16 protein-coding genes are annotated in these 14,971 nt (G+C 66.4%); 9 read left to right on the forward strand and 7 right to left on the reverse strand.

The annotated features are described in order from the left end of the window. Positions 1 to 198 precede the first annotated feature (198 nt). Positions 199 to 2,583: a TonB-dependent receptor gene (locus LDJ84_RS00340; RefSeq protein ID WP_226045727.1), complete on the forward strand. Its 2,385-nt coding sequence runs from the start codon at positions 199 to 201 to the stop codon at positions 2,581 to 2,583. A gap of 45 nt (positions 2,584 to 2,628) precedes the next feature. Here the strand turns inward: LDJ84_RS00340 and LDJ84_RS00345 are convergent, their stop codons facing one another. Then, complete coding sequence (locus tag LDJ84_RS00345) at positions 2,629 to 2,946, reverse strand: putative quinol monooxygenase (protein ID WP_024763668.1); 318 nt, start codon at positions 2,944 to 2,946, stop codon at positions 2,629 to 2,631. A 311-nt stretch (positions 2,947 to 3,257) separates the two neighbouring features. On the opposite strand from LDJ84_RS00345, the gene LDJ84_RS00350 reads away from it, so the two are divergent. Then, positions 3,258 to 4,199, forward strand: coding sequence for an AraC family transcriptional regulator (locus LDJ84_RS00350; RefSeq protein WP_024763669.1), 942 nt, complete (start codon positions 3,258 to 3,260; stop codon positions 4,197 to 4,199). A 116-nt stretch (positions 4,200 to 4,315) separates the two neighbouring features. On the opposite strand, the gene LDJ84_RS00355 is transcribed toward LDJ84_RS00350, so the two are convergent. Continuing rightward, on the reverse strand, positions 4,316 to 4,702 hold the full coding sequence (locus LDJ84_RS00355) for a VOC family protein (RefSeq protein ID WP_065327685.1): 387 nt from the start codon (positions 4,700 to 4,702) through the stop codon (positions 4,316 to 4,318). 191 nt (positions 4,703 to 4,893) lie between these two features. Between LDJ84_RS00355 and LDJ84_RS00360 the strand changes: the two genes are divergently transcribed. Continuing rightward, the gene (locus LDJ84_RS00360) at positions 4,894 to 6,402 is read left to right on the forward strand and encodes a YdgA family protein (RefSeq protein WP_024763671.1); all 1,509 of its coding nucleotides are present in this window, start codon (positions 4,894 to 4,896) and stop codon (positions 6,400 to 6,402) included. A gap of 67 nt (positions 6,403 to 6,469) precedes the next feature. Here the strand turns inward: LDJ84_RS00360 and trpA are convergent, their stop codons facing one another. Next, the gene (gene trpA / locus LDJ84_RS00365; RefSeq protein WP_024763672.1) at positions 6,470 to 7,276 is read right to left on the reverse strand and encodes a tryptophan synthase subunit alpha; all 807 of its coding nucleotides are present in this window, start codon (positions 7,274 to 7,276) and stop codon (positions 6,470 to 6,472) included. After that, entirely contained in the window at positions 7,273 to 8,481 is a 1,209-nt protein-coding gene (gene trpB / locus LDJ84_RS00370) for a tryptophan synthase subunit beta (RefSeq protein ID WP_054907542.1), read from the reverse strand. The genes trpA and trpB overlap by 4 nt, the downstream gene beginning before the upstream one ends. Before the next feature lie 158 nt (positions 8,482 to 8,639). On the opposite strand from trpB, the gene LDJ84_RS00375 reads away from it, so the two are divergent. From LDJ84_RS00375 to LDJ84_RS00395, 5 genes are all read left to right on the forward strand, one after another. Then, positions 8,640 to 9,536, forward strand: a complete 897-nt coding sequence (locus LDJ84_RS00375; protein WP_226045728.1) for a LysR family transcriptional regulator — start codon at positions 8,640 to 8,642, stop codon at positions 9,534 to 9,536. Positions 9,537 to 9,637: 101 nt separating this feature from the next. Next, a complete protein-coding gene (locus tag LDJ84_RS00380) occupies positions 9,638 to 9,853 on the forward strand; it encodes a dodecin (protein WP_017518905.1) in 216 nt (71 codons plus the stop codon). A gap of 134 nt (positions 9,854 to 9,987) precedes the next feature. Further along, on the forward strand, positions 9,988 to 10,209 hold the full coding sequence (locus LDJ84_RS00385) for a DUF1161 domain-containing protein (RefSeq protein WP_024763675.1): 222 nt from the start codon (positions 9,988 to 9,990) through the stop codon (positions 10,207 to 10,209). Between the two features lie 161 nt (positions 10,210 to 10,370). Then, positions 10,371 to 10,793, forward strand: a complete 423-nt coding sequence (locus LDJ84_RS00390; RefSeq protein WP_054907540.1) for an OsmC family protein — start codon at positions 10,371 to 10,373, stop codon at positions 10,791 to 10,793. Between the two features lie 91 nt (positions 10,794 to 10,884). Continuing rightward, positions 10,885 to 11,121 (forward strand): DUF1161 domain-containing protein, encoded by a 237-nt coding sequence (locus LDJ84_RS00395; protein WP_024763677.1) that lies wholly within the window; start codon positions 10,885 to 10,887, stop codon positions 11,119 to 11,121. A gap of 248 nt (positions 11,122 to 11,369) precedes the next feature. Here the strand turns inward: LDJ84_RS00395 and LDJ84_RS00400 are convergent, their stop codons facing one another. Together LDJ84_RS00400 and LDJ84_RS00405 are read right to left on the reverse strand one after the other, a co-directional pair. Further along, entirely contained in the window at positions 11,370 to 11,810 is a 441-nt protein-coding gene (locus LDJ84_RS00400; RefSeq protein ID WP_037017738.1) for a hypothetical protein, read from the reverse strand. A 43-nt stretch (positions 11,811 to 11,853) separates the two neighbouring features. After that, a complete protein-coding gene (locus tag LDJ84_RS00405; RefSeq protein WP_024763679.1) occupies positions 11,854 to 12,270 on the reverse strand; it encodes a hypothetical protein in 417 nt (138 codons plus the stop codon). Positions 12,271 to 12,335: 65 nt separating this feature from the next. Between LDJ84_RS00405 and LDJ84_RS00410 the strand changes: the two genes are divergently transcribed. Then, the gene (locus LDJ84_RS00410) at positions 12,336 to 13,427 is read left to right on the forward strand and encodes an aminopeptidase (protein WP_065327695.1); all 1,092 of its coding nucleotides are present in this window, start codon (positions 12,336 to 12,338) and stop codon (positions 13,425 to 13,427) included. Between the two features lie 126 nt (positions 13,428 to 13,553). Here the strand turns inward: LDJ84_RS00410 and LDJ84_RS00415 are convergent, their stop codons facing one another. Then, a complete protein-coding gene (locus LDJ84_RS00415; RefSeq protein ID WP_226045729.1) occupies positions 13,554 to 14,969 on the reverse strand; it encodes a DUF1254 domain-containing protein in 1,416 nt (471 codons plus the stop codon). Positions 14,970 to 14,971: the final 2 nt, after the last annotated feature.

Raw genomic sequence — 14,971 nt, forward strand, 5'->3', positions numbered from 1 at the left:
ACGGATTTCCCGGCGACTCCGAGGCAGGGCGGTTCGCGAGCAAGCTCGCTCCTACAGGTGAAGTCTCGTTCTGCGCCAAGAAAATGAAAATATTTTTCATTCAGCACTGCAAGGTTTGCAGGACCGTTTCGTCGTAGGCAGGAACGCGAAAAATTCTCAATACGCGACCCTGCCCACACAAGAACGGATTTCACCCGCATGCATTACCGTCCTTCCCCGCTGCACCGCGCGATCCTGCTCGCTTCCCTGCTTGGCGCCGCCGCGCCCGTCGTCCATGCCGCGAACGCTGCCGCCGTCGAGCTGCATATCGCCCCGCGCAGCCTGGACAGTGCGCTGACCCAGTTCGCCGACCAGGCCGGGCTGCACCTGCTGTTCAATTCCGAGGACATCCAGGGCCTGCAGAGCGAAGGGCTGGACGGCACCTACACCCCCGAGGAAGCGCTCAACCAACTGCTTTCCGGCAGCGGTGTGAGCTGGCGCTTCACCGACGAGCGCACCGTGCTGCTCAAGCGCGAGAAGGACGACTCCGCCGCCCTGAGCCTGGCGCCGATGCAGATCAGCGTGGCGGCGCGCACGCCCACCGATATCAGCTCGATCCCCGGCACCGTCTGGGTGGTCGACCAGACCCAGCTGCGCGAACAGCTCGATACCGGCGTCAGCCTGAAGGAGGCCGTGGGAAAGCTGGTTCCCGGCCTTGACCTGGCGCCCGAGGGCCGCACCAACTACGGCCAGAACATGCGCGGGCGCAACGTGCTGGTGATGATCGACGGCGTCAGCCAGAACAGCTCGCGCGGCCTGTCGCGCCAGTTCGACAGCATCTCGCCGTTCAACGTCGAGCGCATCGAGGTGCTCTCCGGCGCCAGCGCGATCTACGGCGGCGGCGCCACCGGCGGCATCATCAACATCATCACCAAGAAGGGCGCGGCCGGTGATGCGCGCTTCGAGACGCAACTGGGCGCCACCAGCGGCTTCAACAACAGCGATGACCTGTCCACTCGCGCCGCGCAGTCCGTCAGCGGCGGCAATGACCGCGTGGCCGGCCGCCTGGGGATTTCAGCGGAGAAGAACGAAGCCTTCTACGACGGCGGCGGCAACCAGATCTTCATCGACAACACCCAGACCGACCTGCAGTACAACCGCACCGTCGACGTGATGGGCAACCTCACCGCGCAATTCACCGACGAGCAGAGCCTCGACCTGCTGGCGCAGTACTACGATTCGGGCAACGACGGCAGCACCGGCATCTACTTTCCCAACCTGAAGTACCAGGGCCCGTCGAACCTGGAAGATGCGGAAATCCGCAGCGGCCTGGACACCGACCTGGAGCCGCGCTCGCGCCGCGTGCTGCTCAACGCCAACTACCACCACAGCAACCTGCTGGAGCAGGACTTCTACCTGCAGGCGTACTACCGCAAGGAAGACGACAACTTCTATCCGTTCCCCTACTACAACACCGGCAAGCCGACCGGCTCCAAGGGTGTGTACTTCGCCGGCTCGCAGCAGAACTTCGAGGTCAGCGGCCTGAAGGGCCTGTTCAGCAAGCAGTGGGATGCGTTGAAGTTCACCTACGGCGTGGACCTCGACCACGAGCGCTTCAACGCCGAGCAGAAGGTCTTCGACCAGCGTCTGTCCTCCGAGAGCGGCGGCCTGGACCTGGAAACCGCCAGCAGCGCACCGCGCTATCCGAGCTACGTCGTCGATGGCCTGTCCTTCTACGGCCAGCTGGACTGGAAGGCCACCGACAACCTGACCCTCTCCGGCGGCGCGCGCCACCAGAAGATGGACGTCGAGGTGGATGACTTCAAAGGCGTGCCCGGCGGCAGCAACGACTACCAGGTCAACCTGTTCAACCTCGGCGCGATCTACGACTTCAAGAACGGCCATCAGGTCTGGACCAACTACAGCGAAGGCTTCGACCTGCCCGACCCGGCCAAGTACTACGGCAAGGCCGGTCTGTCGGTGGACGACAACCCACTGGCTGGCATCAAGAGCCGCCAGGTCGAGACCGGCTGGCGCTACAGCGACATGCAGTGGCAGGCCCAGGCGGCGGTCTACTACATCTGGTCGGACAAGATCATCACCACCGACGCGGCGACCCTGACCATCGACGTGGAAGACCAGAAGAGCCGCGACTTCGGCTTCGAGGGCGCGGTCACCCGTTACTTCGACAACGGCTGGCAGGGTGGTACCACGCTGCACCTGGTGCGTTCGGAAGAAGAGGATGCCGATGGCGACTGGATCAAGCGTGATGCGCGCTACGCGTCGCTGTCCAAGTCCACCGCGTTCGTCGGCTGGGGCGATGGTGAGCGCAGTGCCCGCCTGCAGGCCCAGCACGCGTTCAACCTGAAGGACGATGCGGACCACGAGATCGACGGCTACACCACCTTCGACCTGATGGGCGAGCAGAAGACCGGCTTCGGCACCTTCAGCGCCGGTATCCAGAACCTGCTGGACAAGCAGTACAGCACCGTCTGGGGCCAGCGCGCCGCACTGTTCTATTCGCCGACTTACGGGCCGGCCTATCTCTATGACTACCAGGGCCGTGGCCGCACGTTCACCCTGGGCTGGAGCCTGGAGTACTGAAGGGCCTGAAAGCTCTCTACCTGCAAGCTCTCTACCTAAAAAGACTCAGGCCACCTTTCCGGTGGCCTGATCGAGGGTTTCCACTATGCCGCCGCTGAGACTTCGGCAGTGGCACAAGAGCACCTCGCCGAGCAGCTGCAATGAGGGCGTGGCGAAGTAGTCCAGCAGGGCGTCTTCGTCTTGCCAGCTGCCTTGCAGCAGCCACGGCTGGCCGTTCTCACGGGCGACCAACTGGCAGCGCAGGCACCCCGGTGCGCGGCGGGCGCCGTCGACCAGGTTGTCGATCAGGGCGCCGAGTTCCGCCTCGTGTCCCGTCCGGGGGTGGATCTGCAATTCGTGTTCGATGGGGGTTTGCCAGTGCATGTCCTGTCCTCCGCGTTACAGGAAGAAGTCCGAAGTGGCTCCTCGGACGACTGACAGCAAGAGTACGGCCCCGCCAGCCCCGGGCGTTATCCGGATGCTGTCGGCTTCTTGCCTGATCCTGCGGCAGGTTTGCCAACCTCTGTAACCGGTCGTTTCCAGGCCATGCACCGCCGCGGTGCGTGCGTGAATGCAGCTGTGGCTTGTCCATTCCTGCCGATTGCTTGCCTGATCCTCCAGCGGCTGCCTTACTGTCACACTCGCGCACGCGGCGCGGGCGTAAGCTTCGAGCGCCGCCACTGGAGGTCCTGTGCATGTCCCAGTCCGTTCCCGCCTACGATCCCATTGCCGCCGGCCGCCAGGAGCTGGCCGACATCATCCAGCGCCATTGCCAGGGTGAAGGCGTCTTCGAGACCGCCATCGATTCCCTGCTGGTCGGCCGCAGCGACTGCCCCCACGAGGGCCGCATGCCGACCCTCTATCGCCCCGCCCTGTGCGTGATCGCCCAGGGCTGCAAGGAAGTGCGCCTGGGCAGCGAGGTGTATCGCTACGACGAACTCAACCTGCTGGTGGTATCGGTGACGCTGCCAGTTTCCGGCCAGGTGATCGAGGCCTCGCCGGAGAAGCCCTACCTGTCGATCCGACTGGACATCGACCCCGGCGAGCTGACCCGGCTGATCGCCGAGGCCGGCCTTGCCGGCAGTGCGCCGCGCCCGGCCAGCCGGGGCATCTACCTGCAACGCCTGGACTGCACCGTGCTTGACGCGCTGCTGCGCCTGATGCGCCTGCTGGATACCCCGCGCGACATCGAGATGCTGGCGCCGCTGTTCGTCCGCGAAATCCTCTACCGCCTGCTGCGGGGCCCGCAGGGCCACCTGCTGCACGACCTGGCGATGACCGACAGCCAGACCCACCGCGTCACTCGCGCCATCGAGTGGCTCAACCGCAACTACGACAAGTCCCTGCGTATCGAGGACCTGGCCCGCGAGGTGAACCTCAGCGTGTCCACCCTGCACCACCGCTTCAAGGAAGTGACCGCCCTGAGCCCGTTGCAGTACCAGAAGCAGCTGCGCTTGCAGGAAGCGCGGCGGCTGTTGTTGTCGGAAGGGCTGGAAGTGGCAGTGGCCGGGCATCGCGTCGGCTACGAGAGCCCGTCGCAGTTCAGCCGCGAATACAGCCGCCTGTTCGGCGCGCCGCCGCTGCGCGACCTGGCGAGCCTGCGCGGGGCGTTGGACAGCGAGGCCGTGCCGGCCTGAGCCGATTCAGGGGCACTTTCGTAGGATGGGTGGAGCGCAGCGATACCCATGCTGTAGGCGAACCGAATTGATGGGTATCGCTCCACGCCATCCTACAAAGGCGTTGGCCGGAGGCATCAGCGCTCGTAAAGCTCCAGCGGCAAGTCATCCGGATCGGTGAAGAAGGTGAAGCGCTTGCCGGTCAGCTCGTCCTCGCGGATCGGCTCGCAGGCCACGCCGTGGCTCTGCAGATGGGCCACCGCGCCCTCCAGGTCATCCACGGCGAACGCCAGGTGGCGCAGCCCCTGCGCCTCGGGGTAGGACGGCCGCGCTGGTGCGCCGGGGAAGGAGAACAGCTCCAGCCGCGCATCGCCCAGCTCCAGGTCGAGCTTCCAGGAGTCACGCGCCGTGCGGTAGGTCTCGGCGACCACCTTCAGGCCCAGCACCTGGGTGTAGAAGTGCTTTGAGCGCGGGTAGTCCGAGCAGATCAGGGCAACGTGGTGGAGGCTGTGCAGCAGGGTCATGGCGTGGGCTTCCCGGACGGTCTGAGCGCTCTATCCTGACAGCCGTCCCCTGCGGGTCAATGCTGGCGCTGTGAAGTCGGTCGCCAACGGCGCTGGAGTGATGGCAGTGCGCCTGCTAGCATCCCGCCGCCACCCCCAAAATCACGGTCGACAGGACGTCCCCCGTACGGCCGCACTTGAAAGGAATCAGCATGAAGAAGACCGCCCTGGCCATCGCCATCCCCGTTGCCATCGTCGGCGCTGCCGTTGCCGGCGCCTGGTACACCGGCAGCCGTGTCGAGCAGGAAGTGAACCGCGGCATCACCGAAGCCAACCAACTGTTCGAGCAGGAAGCCCCTGGCCTGGGCGCCCACCTGACCCTGGTGGACATCCAGCGCGGCCTGTTCTCCAGCACCGCGCGCTACAACCTGTCCTTCACCGGCAAGGAGGGCGAAGCGCCGCAGATCCTCGTCTTCACCGATCGCCTCGAACACGGCCCCTTCCCGGCCTCGCGCCTGGCGGCGGGCAAGCTGGCGCCGGTCATGGCGCAGAGCCATTTCGCCCTGGAGCAGAACGAACTCACCGCTCCGCTGTTCACCGCCGCTGGCGGCAAGGCTCCGCTGTTCGGCGAGCTGACCATCCATTACGACCAGAAGCAGGAAGGCGCCGTCGAGACCGCCGCCCTGGAATTCGCCAAGGACAGCGACAAGCTGCGCCTTTCCCCGGCCAAGATCACCTTCAACGTCTCCGGCGACAAGAAGGACGTCAGCGCCGTGGGCAACCTCGCCGAGGTCGACCTGGACTTCACCGACGAGAACAGCGGCCAGCCGGCGCGCGTACAGCTGCGCGACCTGGGCATGCAGGGTGACAAGAAGGAAAACGCCAACGGCTTTGCCCTCGGCCCCAGCTCCGCCACCATCAAGAGCCTGAACATCAAGTCGCCGGGCGCGCCGGAAGTCGAGTTGCGCGACGCCGTGGTCGAAGAGACCCTCAAGCAGGGCGGCAAGGGCCTCGACCAGAGCGTTTCCTACCGCGTCGGCAAGGTCGTGGTGCAGGGCCAGGAAATCGGCGGCGTGAAGCTGGACCTGAGCCTGCGCAACCTCGACGAGGGCGTGCTCAAGACCTTCAAGGAGTCCTACAACAAGATGGCCCTGGACAGCCTGGAAAGCACCGAGCTGACCCCGGCGCAGGAAGAGGAACTCAAGCGCCTGGGCCTGGCCCTGCTGGAAGGCTCGCCGGTGCTGTCGCTGGACGAACTGTCCCTGCAGACCAGCCACGGCGTAGCCAAGGCTTCGCTGTCGGTCGACCTGCGCAAGCCCAACGCTGCCGCCGCTACGCCGGACGAGATGGCGCGCAGCATCCTCGCCGCGCTCAAGGCTGACCTGAAGGTGGACAAGGCGGTGATCGGCGACATCGTCGCGCTGCAGGGCTCGCTGGGTGGCGAGGCTGCCGGCAGCGTCGATCCGGTTGCGCTCAAGCAGCAATCCGACGCCATGACTGACCTGTTCAGTGGCATGGCCCTGAACTCGCAGTGGGCCGTGCTCGACGGCAACGCCCTGTCCAGCTCGCTGGCCTACGCCAACGACCAGGTAAAGTTCAACGGCAAGGACATGAGCGTGCCGGAGTTCATGGCCTTCGCCATGGGCTCCGCGCAGGGTCTTGGTCTGGGCGGCGGCGCTGCCGGCGGGGAAGAAGAGCCGCAGGCAGAAAGCGTGGAATAACCCGCGCCTGAAACGAAAAAGCCCGGCACGCGCCGGGCTTTTTCATGCTCCTACAAAAGAGCAATCCTCAGCGAGCGTTGCGCACGCCTTCGGCCAGTTGCCGGCACAGGCCGAGCACGCCCTGCACCGCGTCAGCGGAACTGCTCGCCTCGGCGATCTTGTCGATCAGCGCCGAACCCACCACCACACCGTCGGCCAGGCGCGCGATGCTCGCGGCGTGTTCGGCGGTGCGGATGCCGAAACCGATGGAGACCGGCAGGTCGGTGTGGCGGCGCAGGCGCGCCACGGCTTCCTCGACATGTTCCAGGGTCGCCGCGCCGGCGCCGGTCACGCCGGCCACCGAGACGTAATAGACGAAGCCGGAGCTGCCCTCGAGCACGGTGGGCAGGCGCTTGTCGTCGGTGGTCGGAGTGGTCAGGCGGATGAAGTCGATGCCCGCCGCTTGCGCCGGGTGGCACAGGTCTTCGTTGTGCTCCGGCGGCAGGTCCACGACGATCAGGCCGTCGACGCCGGCTTCCTTCGCGTCGGCGATGAACTTGTCCACGCCGTAGTAGTGGATCGGGTTGAAGTAGCCCATCAGCACCAGCGGGGTGGTGTCGTTGCCGGCGCGAAATTCGCGGACCATCTTCAGCGTCTTGGCCAGGTTCTGGCCGTTGCCCAGGGCGCGGATGTTCGCCAGCTGGATCGCCGGGCCATCGGCCATCGGGTCGGTGAACGGCATGCCCAGCTCGATCACGTCGGCACCGGCTTCGGGCAGGCCCTTGAGGATGTCCAGCGAGGTCGAGTAGCCCGGGTCGCCGGCGGTGATGAAGGTCACCAGGGCAGCGCGGTTCTGCTGTTTCAGTTCGGCGAAGCGGGTCTGCAGGCGGCTCATGCTTGCGGCTCCTGTTGCATGTGGTGCATGACGGTCTGCATGTCCTTGTCGCCACGACCGGACAGGTTCACCACCATGATGTGGTCCTTGGGCAGGTTCGGCGCGCGCTTGAAGACTTCGGCCAGCGCGTGGGAGGACTCCAGCGCCGGGATGATGCCTTCCAGGCGGCAGCACTGGTGGAATGCGTCGAGGGCTTCGTGATCGGTGATCGAGGTGTACTCGACACGGCCGATGTCGTGCAGCCAGGCGTGCTCCGGGCCGATGCCGGGGTAGTCCAGGCCGGCGGAAATGGAGTGCGCGTCGATGATCTGGCCGTCTTCGTCCTGCAGCAGGAAGGTCCGGTTGCCGTGCAGCACGCCCGGTACGCCGCCGTTCAGGCTGGCCGCGTGCTTGCCGGTCTCGATGCCGTGGCCGGCTGCTTCCACGCCGATGATCTTGACGCTGGTGTCATCGAGGAACGGGTGGAACAGTCCCATGGCGTTGGAGCCGCCGCCGATGCAGGCGACCAGCGAATCGGGCAGACGCCCTTCCTTCTCGGCCAGTTGCTCGCGGGTTTCCTTGCCGATCACCGCCTGGAAGTCGCGGACCATCGCCGGGTACGGGTGCGGGCCGGCCACGGTGCCGATCAGGTAGAAGGTGCTGTCGACGTTGGTCACCCAGTCGCGCAGCGCTTCGTTCATCGCATCCTTCAGGGTGCCGGTGCCGGCGGTGACCGGGATCACCTCGGCGCCCAGCAGCTTCATGCGGAACACGTTGGCCTGCTGGCGATCGATGTCGGTGGTGCCCATGTAGATCACGCATTGCAGGCCGAAACGCGCGGCCACGGTGGCGGTGGCCACGCCGTGCATGCCGGCGCCGGTCTCGGCGATGATGCGCTGCTTGCCCATGCGCTTGGCCAGCAGGATCTGGCCGATGCAGTTGTTGATCTTGTGCGCGCCGGTGTGGTTCAGCTCTTCGCGCTTCAAGTAGATCTTCGCGCCGCCGCAGTGCTCGGTCAGGCGCTCAGCGAAGTACAGCGGGCTCGGACGGCCGACGTAGTCGCGCTGGAAGTAGGCCAGTTCCTTGAGGAATTCCGGATCGTCCTTGGCCTTCTCGTACTCGCGGGCCAGGTCGTGGATCAGCGGCATCAGGGTCTCGGCGACGTACTGGCCGCCGAAGCTGCCGAACAGGCCCTTGGCGTCTGGACCGGTGCGCAGTGTGGACATGGGAAGGCTCCTCTGGGGTCGTGAAGTAGGGTGCCCGCCGGGCGCTATCGCGGACAGAGTCCGCTCCTACGAATGGTGCTCAGGATACGGCTGTGTGATGACGGGGAAAAGCGATAAGATCGCCATGACATGTCAGAAAAACTCACAGGTTGAATGCCATGAGCCGCGACCTTCCGCCCCTCAATGCCCTGCGCGCCTTCGAAGCCGCTGCCCGCCTGCGCGGCCTGAGCGCGGCGGCGGATGAGCTGAGTGTCACCCATGGGGCGATCAGCCGGCAGATCCGCCTGCTGGAGGAAGAATTGGGCGTCGCCCTTTTCGTCAAGGAAGGGCGCGGCGTAAAACTCACCGATGCCGGCGTGCGCCTGAGCGAAGTGGCCAGCGATTCGTTCGAGCGCCTGCGCAGCGTTTGCGCCGAGCTACGCAGGCAGGCTGGCGGTGACGCGCCGTTCGTTCTCGGCTGTCCCGGCAGCCTGCTTGCCCGCTGGTTCATCCCGCGCCTGGATCGCCTGAACCGCGACCTGCCGGACCTGCGCCTGCAACTATCGGCCAGCGATGGCGACCTCGATCCGCGCCGTGGCGGCCTCGACGCCACCCTGTGCTTCGCCGCGCCGCCGTGGCCGGCAGACATGCGCGTGCTGGAACTGGCGGTGGAAAGCATCGGCCCGGTGCTCAGTCCGCGTTCACCGCGCTTCGAGCAGTTGAGCGCGGCGCCTGCCGAGGCGTTGCTGGGCGAATCGCTGCTGCACACCGTCTCGCGCCCGCAAGCCTGGCCGGAATGGGCCGCGCGCCATGGCCTGGAGCCGGCGCGGCTGAAGCTCGGCCAGGGCTTCGAACACCTCTACTACCTGCTGGAAGCCGCGGTGGCCGGGCTGGGCGTGGCCATCGCGCCACAGCAACTGGTGGCCGACGACCTTGCCGCCGGCCGCCTGGCCGCCCCCTGGGGCTTCGTCGAAACCACCGCGCGGCTGGCACTGTGGGTCCCGCAGCGGCGCGCCGATCCGCGTGCCGAGCGCCTGGCGCGTTGGCTCCAGGGGGAGTTGAAGGGCGTCGCATAAAGACTGAACCGGGCCGTTTGCCCTGGGTCCACCCCTCTACTACTGTCCTTTAAGTGCGCTGGCAATCTGCCGGCGTTGCTCGGCGAATGAGGAGAGGCACCATGTCCAATCACCACACCTACAAGAAGATCGAGCTGGTCGGCTCCTCGCGCACCAGCATCGAGGACGCGATCAACAATGCCCTGGCGGAAGCGGCCAAGAGCATCGACTTCCTGGAGTGGTTCGAGGTGGTGGATACCCGTGGGCATATCGAGAACGGCGCGGTCGGTCACTACCAGGTGACGATCAAGGTCGGTTTCAGGATTGCCAACAGCTAGGTCTTTTTTGTCACGCGGCTTTTTTGTCACGCGCCTGGGCCATGCTGGCGCGGCGCGTGGATGTGCGCACCGGGGTATCCCGGTTTTCCGGCCCGCTCGGGCCTTTTCCTGTGAACGACGAGGGAGCGTTACCGATGAAGAAGTTCCTGTTGGCTGTGGGGATCTTCGCCCTGGCGGGCCATGCGATGGCTGCCGGCAAGCCGTGCGAAGAGCTGAAATCGGAGATCGAGGCGAAGATCAAGGCCAAAGGCGTCGCCTCGTTCAACCTGGAGGTCGTCGACAAGGGCAGCGCGGGCGGCAAGCAAGTCGTCGGCTCCTGTGAAGGCGGCACCAAGGAAATCGTCTATTCGAAGTGATTCCCGGCGAACGCCGGCAGGCCGGGCACCCGCGAGGGGCCCGGCCTTTTTCATGCACCGGCGTTCCCCTCGATCCTGCGAAGAGCCTTTTAGAAAAGCTGAACCCCTGCCCTCGCGCCGGCCTCGAACGTCCTGACTGCAACCCGAACGGAGGAAGCGACATGAAAAAATCGGCATCGGCTCACTGGCAGGGCGGCCTGAAGGACGGCAAGGGCACGATTTCCACGCAGAGTGGCGCGCTGAAGGAACAGCCGTACGGCTTCAACACGCGCTTCGAGGACAAGCCGGGCACCAACCCCGAGGAGCTGATCGGCGCGGCTCACGCCGGCTGCTTCTCCATGGCGCTGTCGATGATGCTGGGCGAGGAAGGCCTGACCGCCGAAAGCATCGACACCCGGGCCGAAGTCAGCCTGGAGAAACTTACCGATGGCTTCACCATCACCGCCGTGCACCTGACCCTGAAGGCGAAAGTGCCGGGTACCGATGCGCAGACCTTCCAGGCCATCGCCGACAAGGCCAAGGCCGGTTGCCCGGTCTCGCGGGTGCTCAACGCGCGCATCACCCTCGACGCCAGCCTCGAATGAGCCTGCCGGGCACTCTGTCCGGCGGTGGCGGTCCACCGTTAGGATAGGGTGCCCCGCCGTGGGGCTTTGACGAGGGAATGTGATGACGACGATGAAGTGGGCCGTGGCGACCGGTGCGGCGCTGTTGCTGGCGAGCGGCGCGAGCTGGGCGGCAGTGAAGCCCTGCGAGGAACTCAAGGCCGAGATCGAGACCAAGATCCAGGCCGCCGGGGTGACCTCCTACACCCTGGAGATCGTGGACAAGGCCGAGGTGAAGGACCCGAACATGGTGGTCGGCACCTGCGACAACGGTAAACGACGGATCATCTATCAGAAGAACGACGGCTGAGTTTCCCCTCCACGCCGGGACGACGTCCGCCGCCATGAGATGCCTCTGCGCTTGGGGCGGCCCTCACCCTAACCCTCTCCCAGGGGGAGAGGGGACTGTTCGGGGCAGGATGAAACTTCGGCGTCAACCGGCATGTGCGGCCCCTGCTCTCTCAGGTGCGGGGCGCGTAGTCAGGTGCGGGGTGAGGGGGACGCATCGGTACGGGCTTCCCGAGAAAGACCGTTGCGCCCACGAAGCCTGCTATTCCGCTAGAACGGCCCGCAACTCACCGGCCCCTGGAAATCCGTTTTCGCCACCAATTGCCCACTGGCATCGGTCAGCAATGCCAGGGCGCTGCGCAATTGCGGGCGCAGCTCCAGCCGGTAGCGCTGGCCGGCGGCGAAATCGTCGTAGGTCACCTTGACCCGGCAGGTCAGCTCCGAAGGGTCGCTCATCGCGCCCATGCCGCCACCGCTGGGGATTTCGTACTGGAAGCGCACCAGCAGTTCGTGGCGGCCCGGCGTCACCTGGTAGTAGCGCCCGTCGTTCACCGACTTGCCGTCCAGGCGCTCGGCCATCAGGGTCCTGCCGGCCGCGGTGTAGAGATCGATCCAGGCCAGCTGCGGGTCGTGGGCGGGCAGCGGGCTGGCGCAGCCGGCGAGCAGGGCGAGGCTCAGCGGGACGAAGGCAGGCAGGAAGCGCGGGCGCATGGAGAGTTACCGTGGGCTGTAGTCAGTCCACAGCATACCCCGCTCAGGCCTTCGCGCAGCCCCGTTCGCGACCACGGGCGATCTCGCCGCCCTGGGCGTCGTAGAGCTTGGCCCAGGGGCGGAAGCCGATGCTGCCGGTCTCCAGGCGGTAGCGCTGGCCGGCGCTGAAGTCCTTGTATTGCACCGTCATCTCGCAATCGCGCCACAGTGATTCGGCGACCGGGCCGATATCCACCGGCTCGACCTGGAACTGGAAGCGCACGCGCAACTCGTGGGAGCCGGGGTCGACCTCGAAGTAACGCGTGCTGGACCACTCCTTGCTGTCCACCTCCATGGCGGCCAGGTCGCTCTGGCTGTTGGTGTCCAGGTCGACCCAGGCGCGGTTCGGGTCCGGCTGGGGCATCAGCATCGAACAGCCGCTCAGGGCGAGCAGTCCGGCGGGAATGAGGAGGGTGCGCATCGGGGTGGCTCCTGGTCAGAAAGGGGCGGCAGCGAGCGGACCAGGCGCTGTGCTATGTTCCGCGCATGCCCTTCCGCCTTCTTATCCCGACACTCGACCGCCGCCTGTGCCGCTGGGTTCCCTGCCTGGCGATCTGGGCGCTGAGCGGTTGTTCCACGGTGAGCTACTACGGCCAGTTGGCGGACGGCCAGTTGCGCCTGCTCGCCGCCCGTGAGCCGGTGGCCGAGGTGGTCGCCGACCCGAGCCGTGACCCCGCGCTGCGCCAGCGCCTGGAGCTGTCCCAGGAGGCGCGCGCCTTCGCCAGCGCCGAGCTGGGGTTGCCGGACAACCAGAGCTATCGCCTCTACGCCGACATCCACCGGCCCAATGTGGTGTGGAACGTCTTCGCCACGCCCGAGCTGTCGCTGCAGCCGCTGACCCACTGCTTCCCCATCGCCGGTTGTGTGGCCTATCGCGGCTACTACGGCGCCGAGGGCGCACAGGCCGAGGCAAAGCGCCTGAAGGGCGAGGGGCTGGACGTCTATGTCGGCGGCGTAGAGGCCTATTCGACCCTGGGCTGGTTCAACGACCCGATCCTCAGCAGCATGCTGCGCTGGGGCGACCAGCGCCTGGCGGAAACCATCTTCCACGAGCTGGCGCACCAGAAGTTCTATCTGCCCGGTGACACCGCCTTCAACGAGTCCTACGCCTCCTTCGTCGAGGAAGAAGGCGGCCGCCGCTGGCGCGCCGCGCGCAACCTGGCGGATGAATCGCCCCTGCTGGACGAGCAGCGCAAGCGCTTCACGCAGCTGGTGCTCGATACCCGCGAGCGCTTGCAGGCGCTGTACGCCAGCCCGCGCAGCGACGCGGAAAAGCGCGCCGGCAAGGCCGCCGAGTTCGAGCGCCTGCGCCACGACTACGCACAGCTGCGCGATCGCGACTGGGGCGGCAAGGCGCCGTTCGATGCCTGGGTCAACGGCCCGATGAACAATGCCAAGCTGCTGCCCTTCGGGCTGTATGACCAGTGGGTGCCGGCGTTTGCCGCGTTGTTCAGGCAGGTGGGCGGCAACTGGCCGGCGTTCTATGCGCGGGTGGAGAAGCTCGGGGCGCTGCCGGCGGATCAACGCAAGGCGGCGCTCGAACGCCTCGCTGCCGGGGAGCGCGTCACCTTTCGTTGAGCTCTGGCGTGGGACGGGTTCGCGAGCAAGCTCGCTCCTACAGGCAAAGCGCCGATTCAACCTGTAGGAGCGAGGAGGACGCCCAGTCCTTGCTCGCGAACCAATGCAGGACGCTGGCGGCTTGCGTCATACCCGCTCCACCCCCGGCATCTTCCACTCCCCGCCCACAACGGCCGGCTCCGGCCCGTAGATGCGCAGGATGACGTTGAACGGCCCCTGCCGGGTCGACGGCAACCAGTTCGCCTCCAGGGCCTGGCCGGGCGAATCCGCCTGGAGATACAGCGTCACTCCGCCGTCCGCGTCGCGCACGAGGTGATCGCGGCTGCTCAGGCAGTAGCGCTGGATCGGGTTGGCTACCAGTTGCCGGTCCGGCAGGTCGTAGAGGGTGATCGACCAGAACTCCTTCGCCGGCGGCAGCGCGTCGACCGGGAAGTGCAGCCGGTAGCGCTGGCCGCCCACCAGCGGTTGCTGGCTGCTGTCGCTGCGCGTGCCGAAGTAGATCGCCTCTTCCACGCTGTTGCCGTAGATGCCGCTGGCCGCCGCGGCGGCGCGGCTGAGGTAGTCGTTGTGCATCGCCGAGCGGGTGCCGAACAGACCAGCGGAGGAACGCAGCGTCGCCACCTTCGCCTTCAGTTCCGCCACGCCCTGCTGGATGCCGGCGCCCAGCGCCGTGCGCTGCGCGGGCGAGAGGGCGGCTGGATTGAAGGCCAGCCCGGCGCCGATGCCGACCTGGGCAAAGCGCTTGCGCAGTTCGACTTCGCTCGGGTCCACCGGGCAGAAGGCGAGGATCTGGTTCAGGTGCGGGATGAAGCCCGGCCCCAGGTCGCGGGGAAATTCCCACGGCAGCCAGTTCACCGCCGGAGGGATCGCTGGCGCCGTGCTGCCGGCAAACTCGTGCAGCGGTCGCAGACGGTACTGCTGCTGCAATGCGCGCACGGCCGGCAAGTCGTTGGCATCGCGCAGGCCGGTGCGGCCCAGGACCATGGCGATCTGCGTTTCGCTGCGCAGCACCTGGCGGATGCCGCTGGGCGTCTCGCCTTTCCAGTCCGGCCCGGCGATCAGGTAGTCACCGGCTTCGCGGCCGGTGCTGAGCACGCCCACATAGCCGAAGTTGAAGGTGTACTGGTCCACCAGCTGGTGCACGTAGTAGCGGTCCTCGGCCACCGCCGGCACGCTGAGCACCCAGGGCTCGGCGCGCAGGTCGAGCCAGGCCCAGGAGTAGGGCGTGTCGTTGTTCGGCGTGACGATGTCGCGGTTGTTCGGCGTGAACAGTTCGCTGTAGTGGCGGAACACGCCGAAGCCGCCGACGTACTCCGGCGATTTCGCATCGAGCGCCTGCTTCTGCATCGTCTGGTAGTGCATCAGCATCGGGTAGGCATAGAGCCACGCCTGGCGGACGGTTTCCTGGTCAGTGGATGTCTCGGGCATGGCCGGATCACTCGTCTGGGAAGAGGCCGCGAGCAGCCAGTCGGGAAGCGTCAGGCCGAAGCCGAGCGCACCGCTGGCGCCGATGAGACGGCGGCGGGTCAGGATCGGGTTCATGG

The organism is Pseudomonas sp. HS-18 (assembly GCF_020401845.1).
Lineage (GTDB): Bacteria > Pseudomonadota > Gammaproteobacteria > Pseudomonadales > Pseudomonadaceae > Pseudomonas > Pseudomonas nitroreducens.

Coding starts and splice junctions, on each gene's coding strand:
- LDJ84_RS00395 (WP_024763677.1), top strand. CDS start 10,885: ATGAAGTGGGCCGTGGCGACCGGTGCGGCGCTGTTGCTGGCGAGCGGC.
- LDJ84_RS00385 (WP_024763675.1), top strand. CDS start 9,988: ATGAAGAAGTTCCTGTTGGCTGTGGGGATCTTCGCCCTGGCGGGCCAT.
- LDJ84_RS00400 (WP_037017738.1), bottom strand. CDS start 11,810: ATGCGCCCGCGCTTCCTGCCTGCCTTCGTCCCGCTGAGCCTCGCCCTG.
- LDJ84_RS00350 (WP_024763669.1), top strand. CDS start 3,258: ATGTCCCAGTCCGTTCCCGCCTACGATCCCATTGCCGCCGGCCGCCAG.
- LDJ84_RS00410 (WP_065327695.1), top strand. CDS start 12,336: ATGCCCTTCCGCCTTCTTATCCCGACACTCGACCGCCGCCTGTGCCGC.
- LDJ84_RS00380 (WP_017518905.1), top strand. CDS start 9,638: ATGTCCAATCACCACACCTACAAGAAGATCGAGCTGGTCGGCTCCTCG.
- LDJ84_RS00355 (WP_065327685.1), bottom strand. CDS start 4,702: ATGACCCTGCTGCACAGCCTCCACCACGTTGCCCTGATCTGCTCGGAC.
- LDJ84_RS00405 (WP_024763679.1), bottom strand. CDS start 12,270: ATGCGCACCCTCCTCATTCCCGCCGGACTGCTCGCCCTGAGCGGCTGT.
- LDJ84_RS00375 (WP_226045728.1), top strand. CDS start 8,640: ATGAGCCGCGACCTTCCGCCCCTCAATGCCCTGCGCGCCTTCGAAGCC.
- trpA (WP_024763672.1), bottom strand. CDS start 7,276: ATGAGCCGCCTGCAGACCCGCTTCGCCGAACTGAAACAGCAGAACCGC.
- LDJ84_RS00345 (WP_024763668.1), bottom strand. CDS start 2,946: ATGCACTGGCAAACCCCCATCGAACACGAATTGCAGATCCACCCCCGG.
- LDJ84_RS00360 (WP_024763671.1), top strand. CDS start 4,894: ATGAAGAAGACCGCCCTGGCCATCGCCATCCCCGTTGCCATCGTCGGC.
- trpB (WP_054907542.1), bottom strand. CDS start 8,481: ATGTCCACACTGCGCACCGGTCCAGACGCCAAGGGCCTGTTCGGCAGC.
- LDJ84_RS00340 (WP_226045727.1), top strand. CDS start 199: ATGCATTACCGTCCTTCCCCGCTGCACCGCGCGATCCTGCTCGCTTCC.
- LDJ84_RS00390 (WP_054907540.1), top strand. CDS start 10,371: ATGAAAAAATCGGCATCGGCTCACTGGCAGGGCGGCCTGAAGGACGGC.
- LDJ84_RS00415 (WP_226045729.1), bottom strand. CDS start 14,969: ATGAACCCGATCCTGACCCGCCGCCGTCTCATCGGCGCCAGCGGTGCG.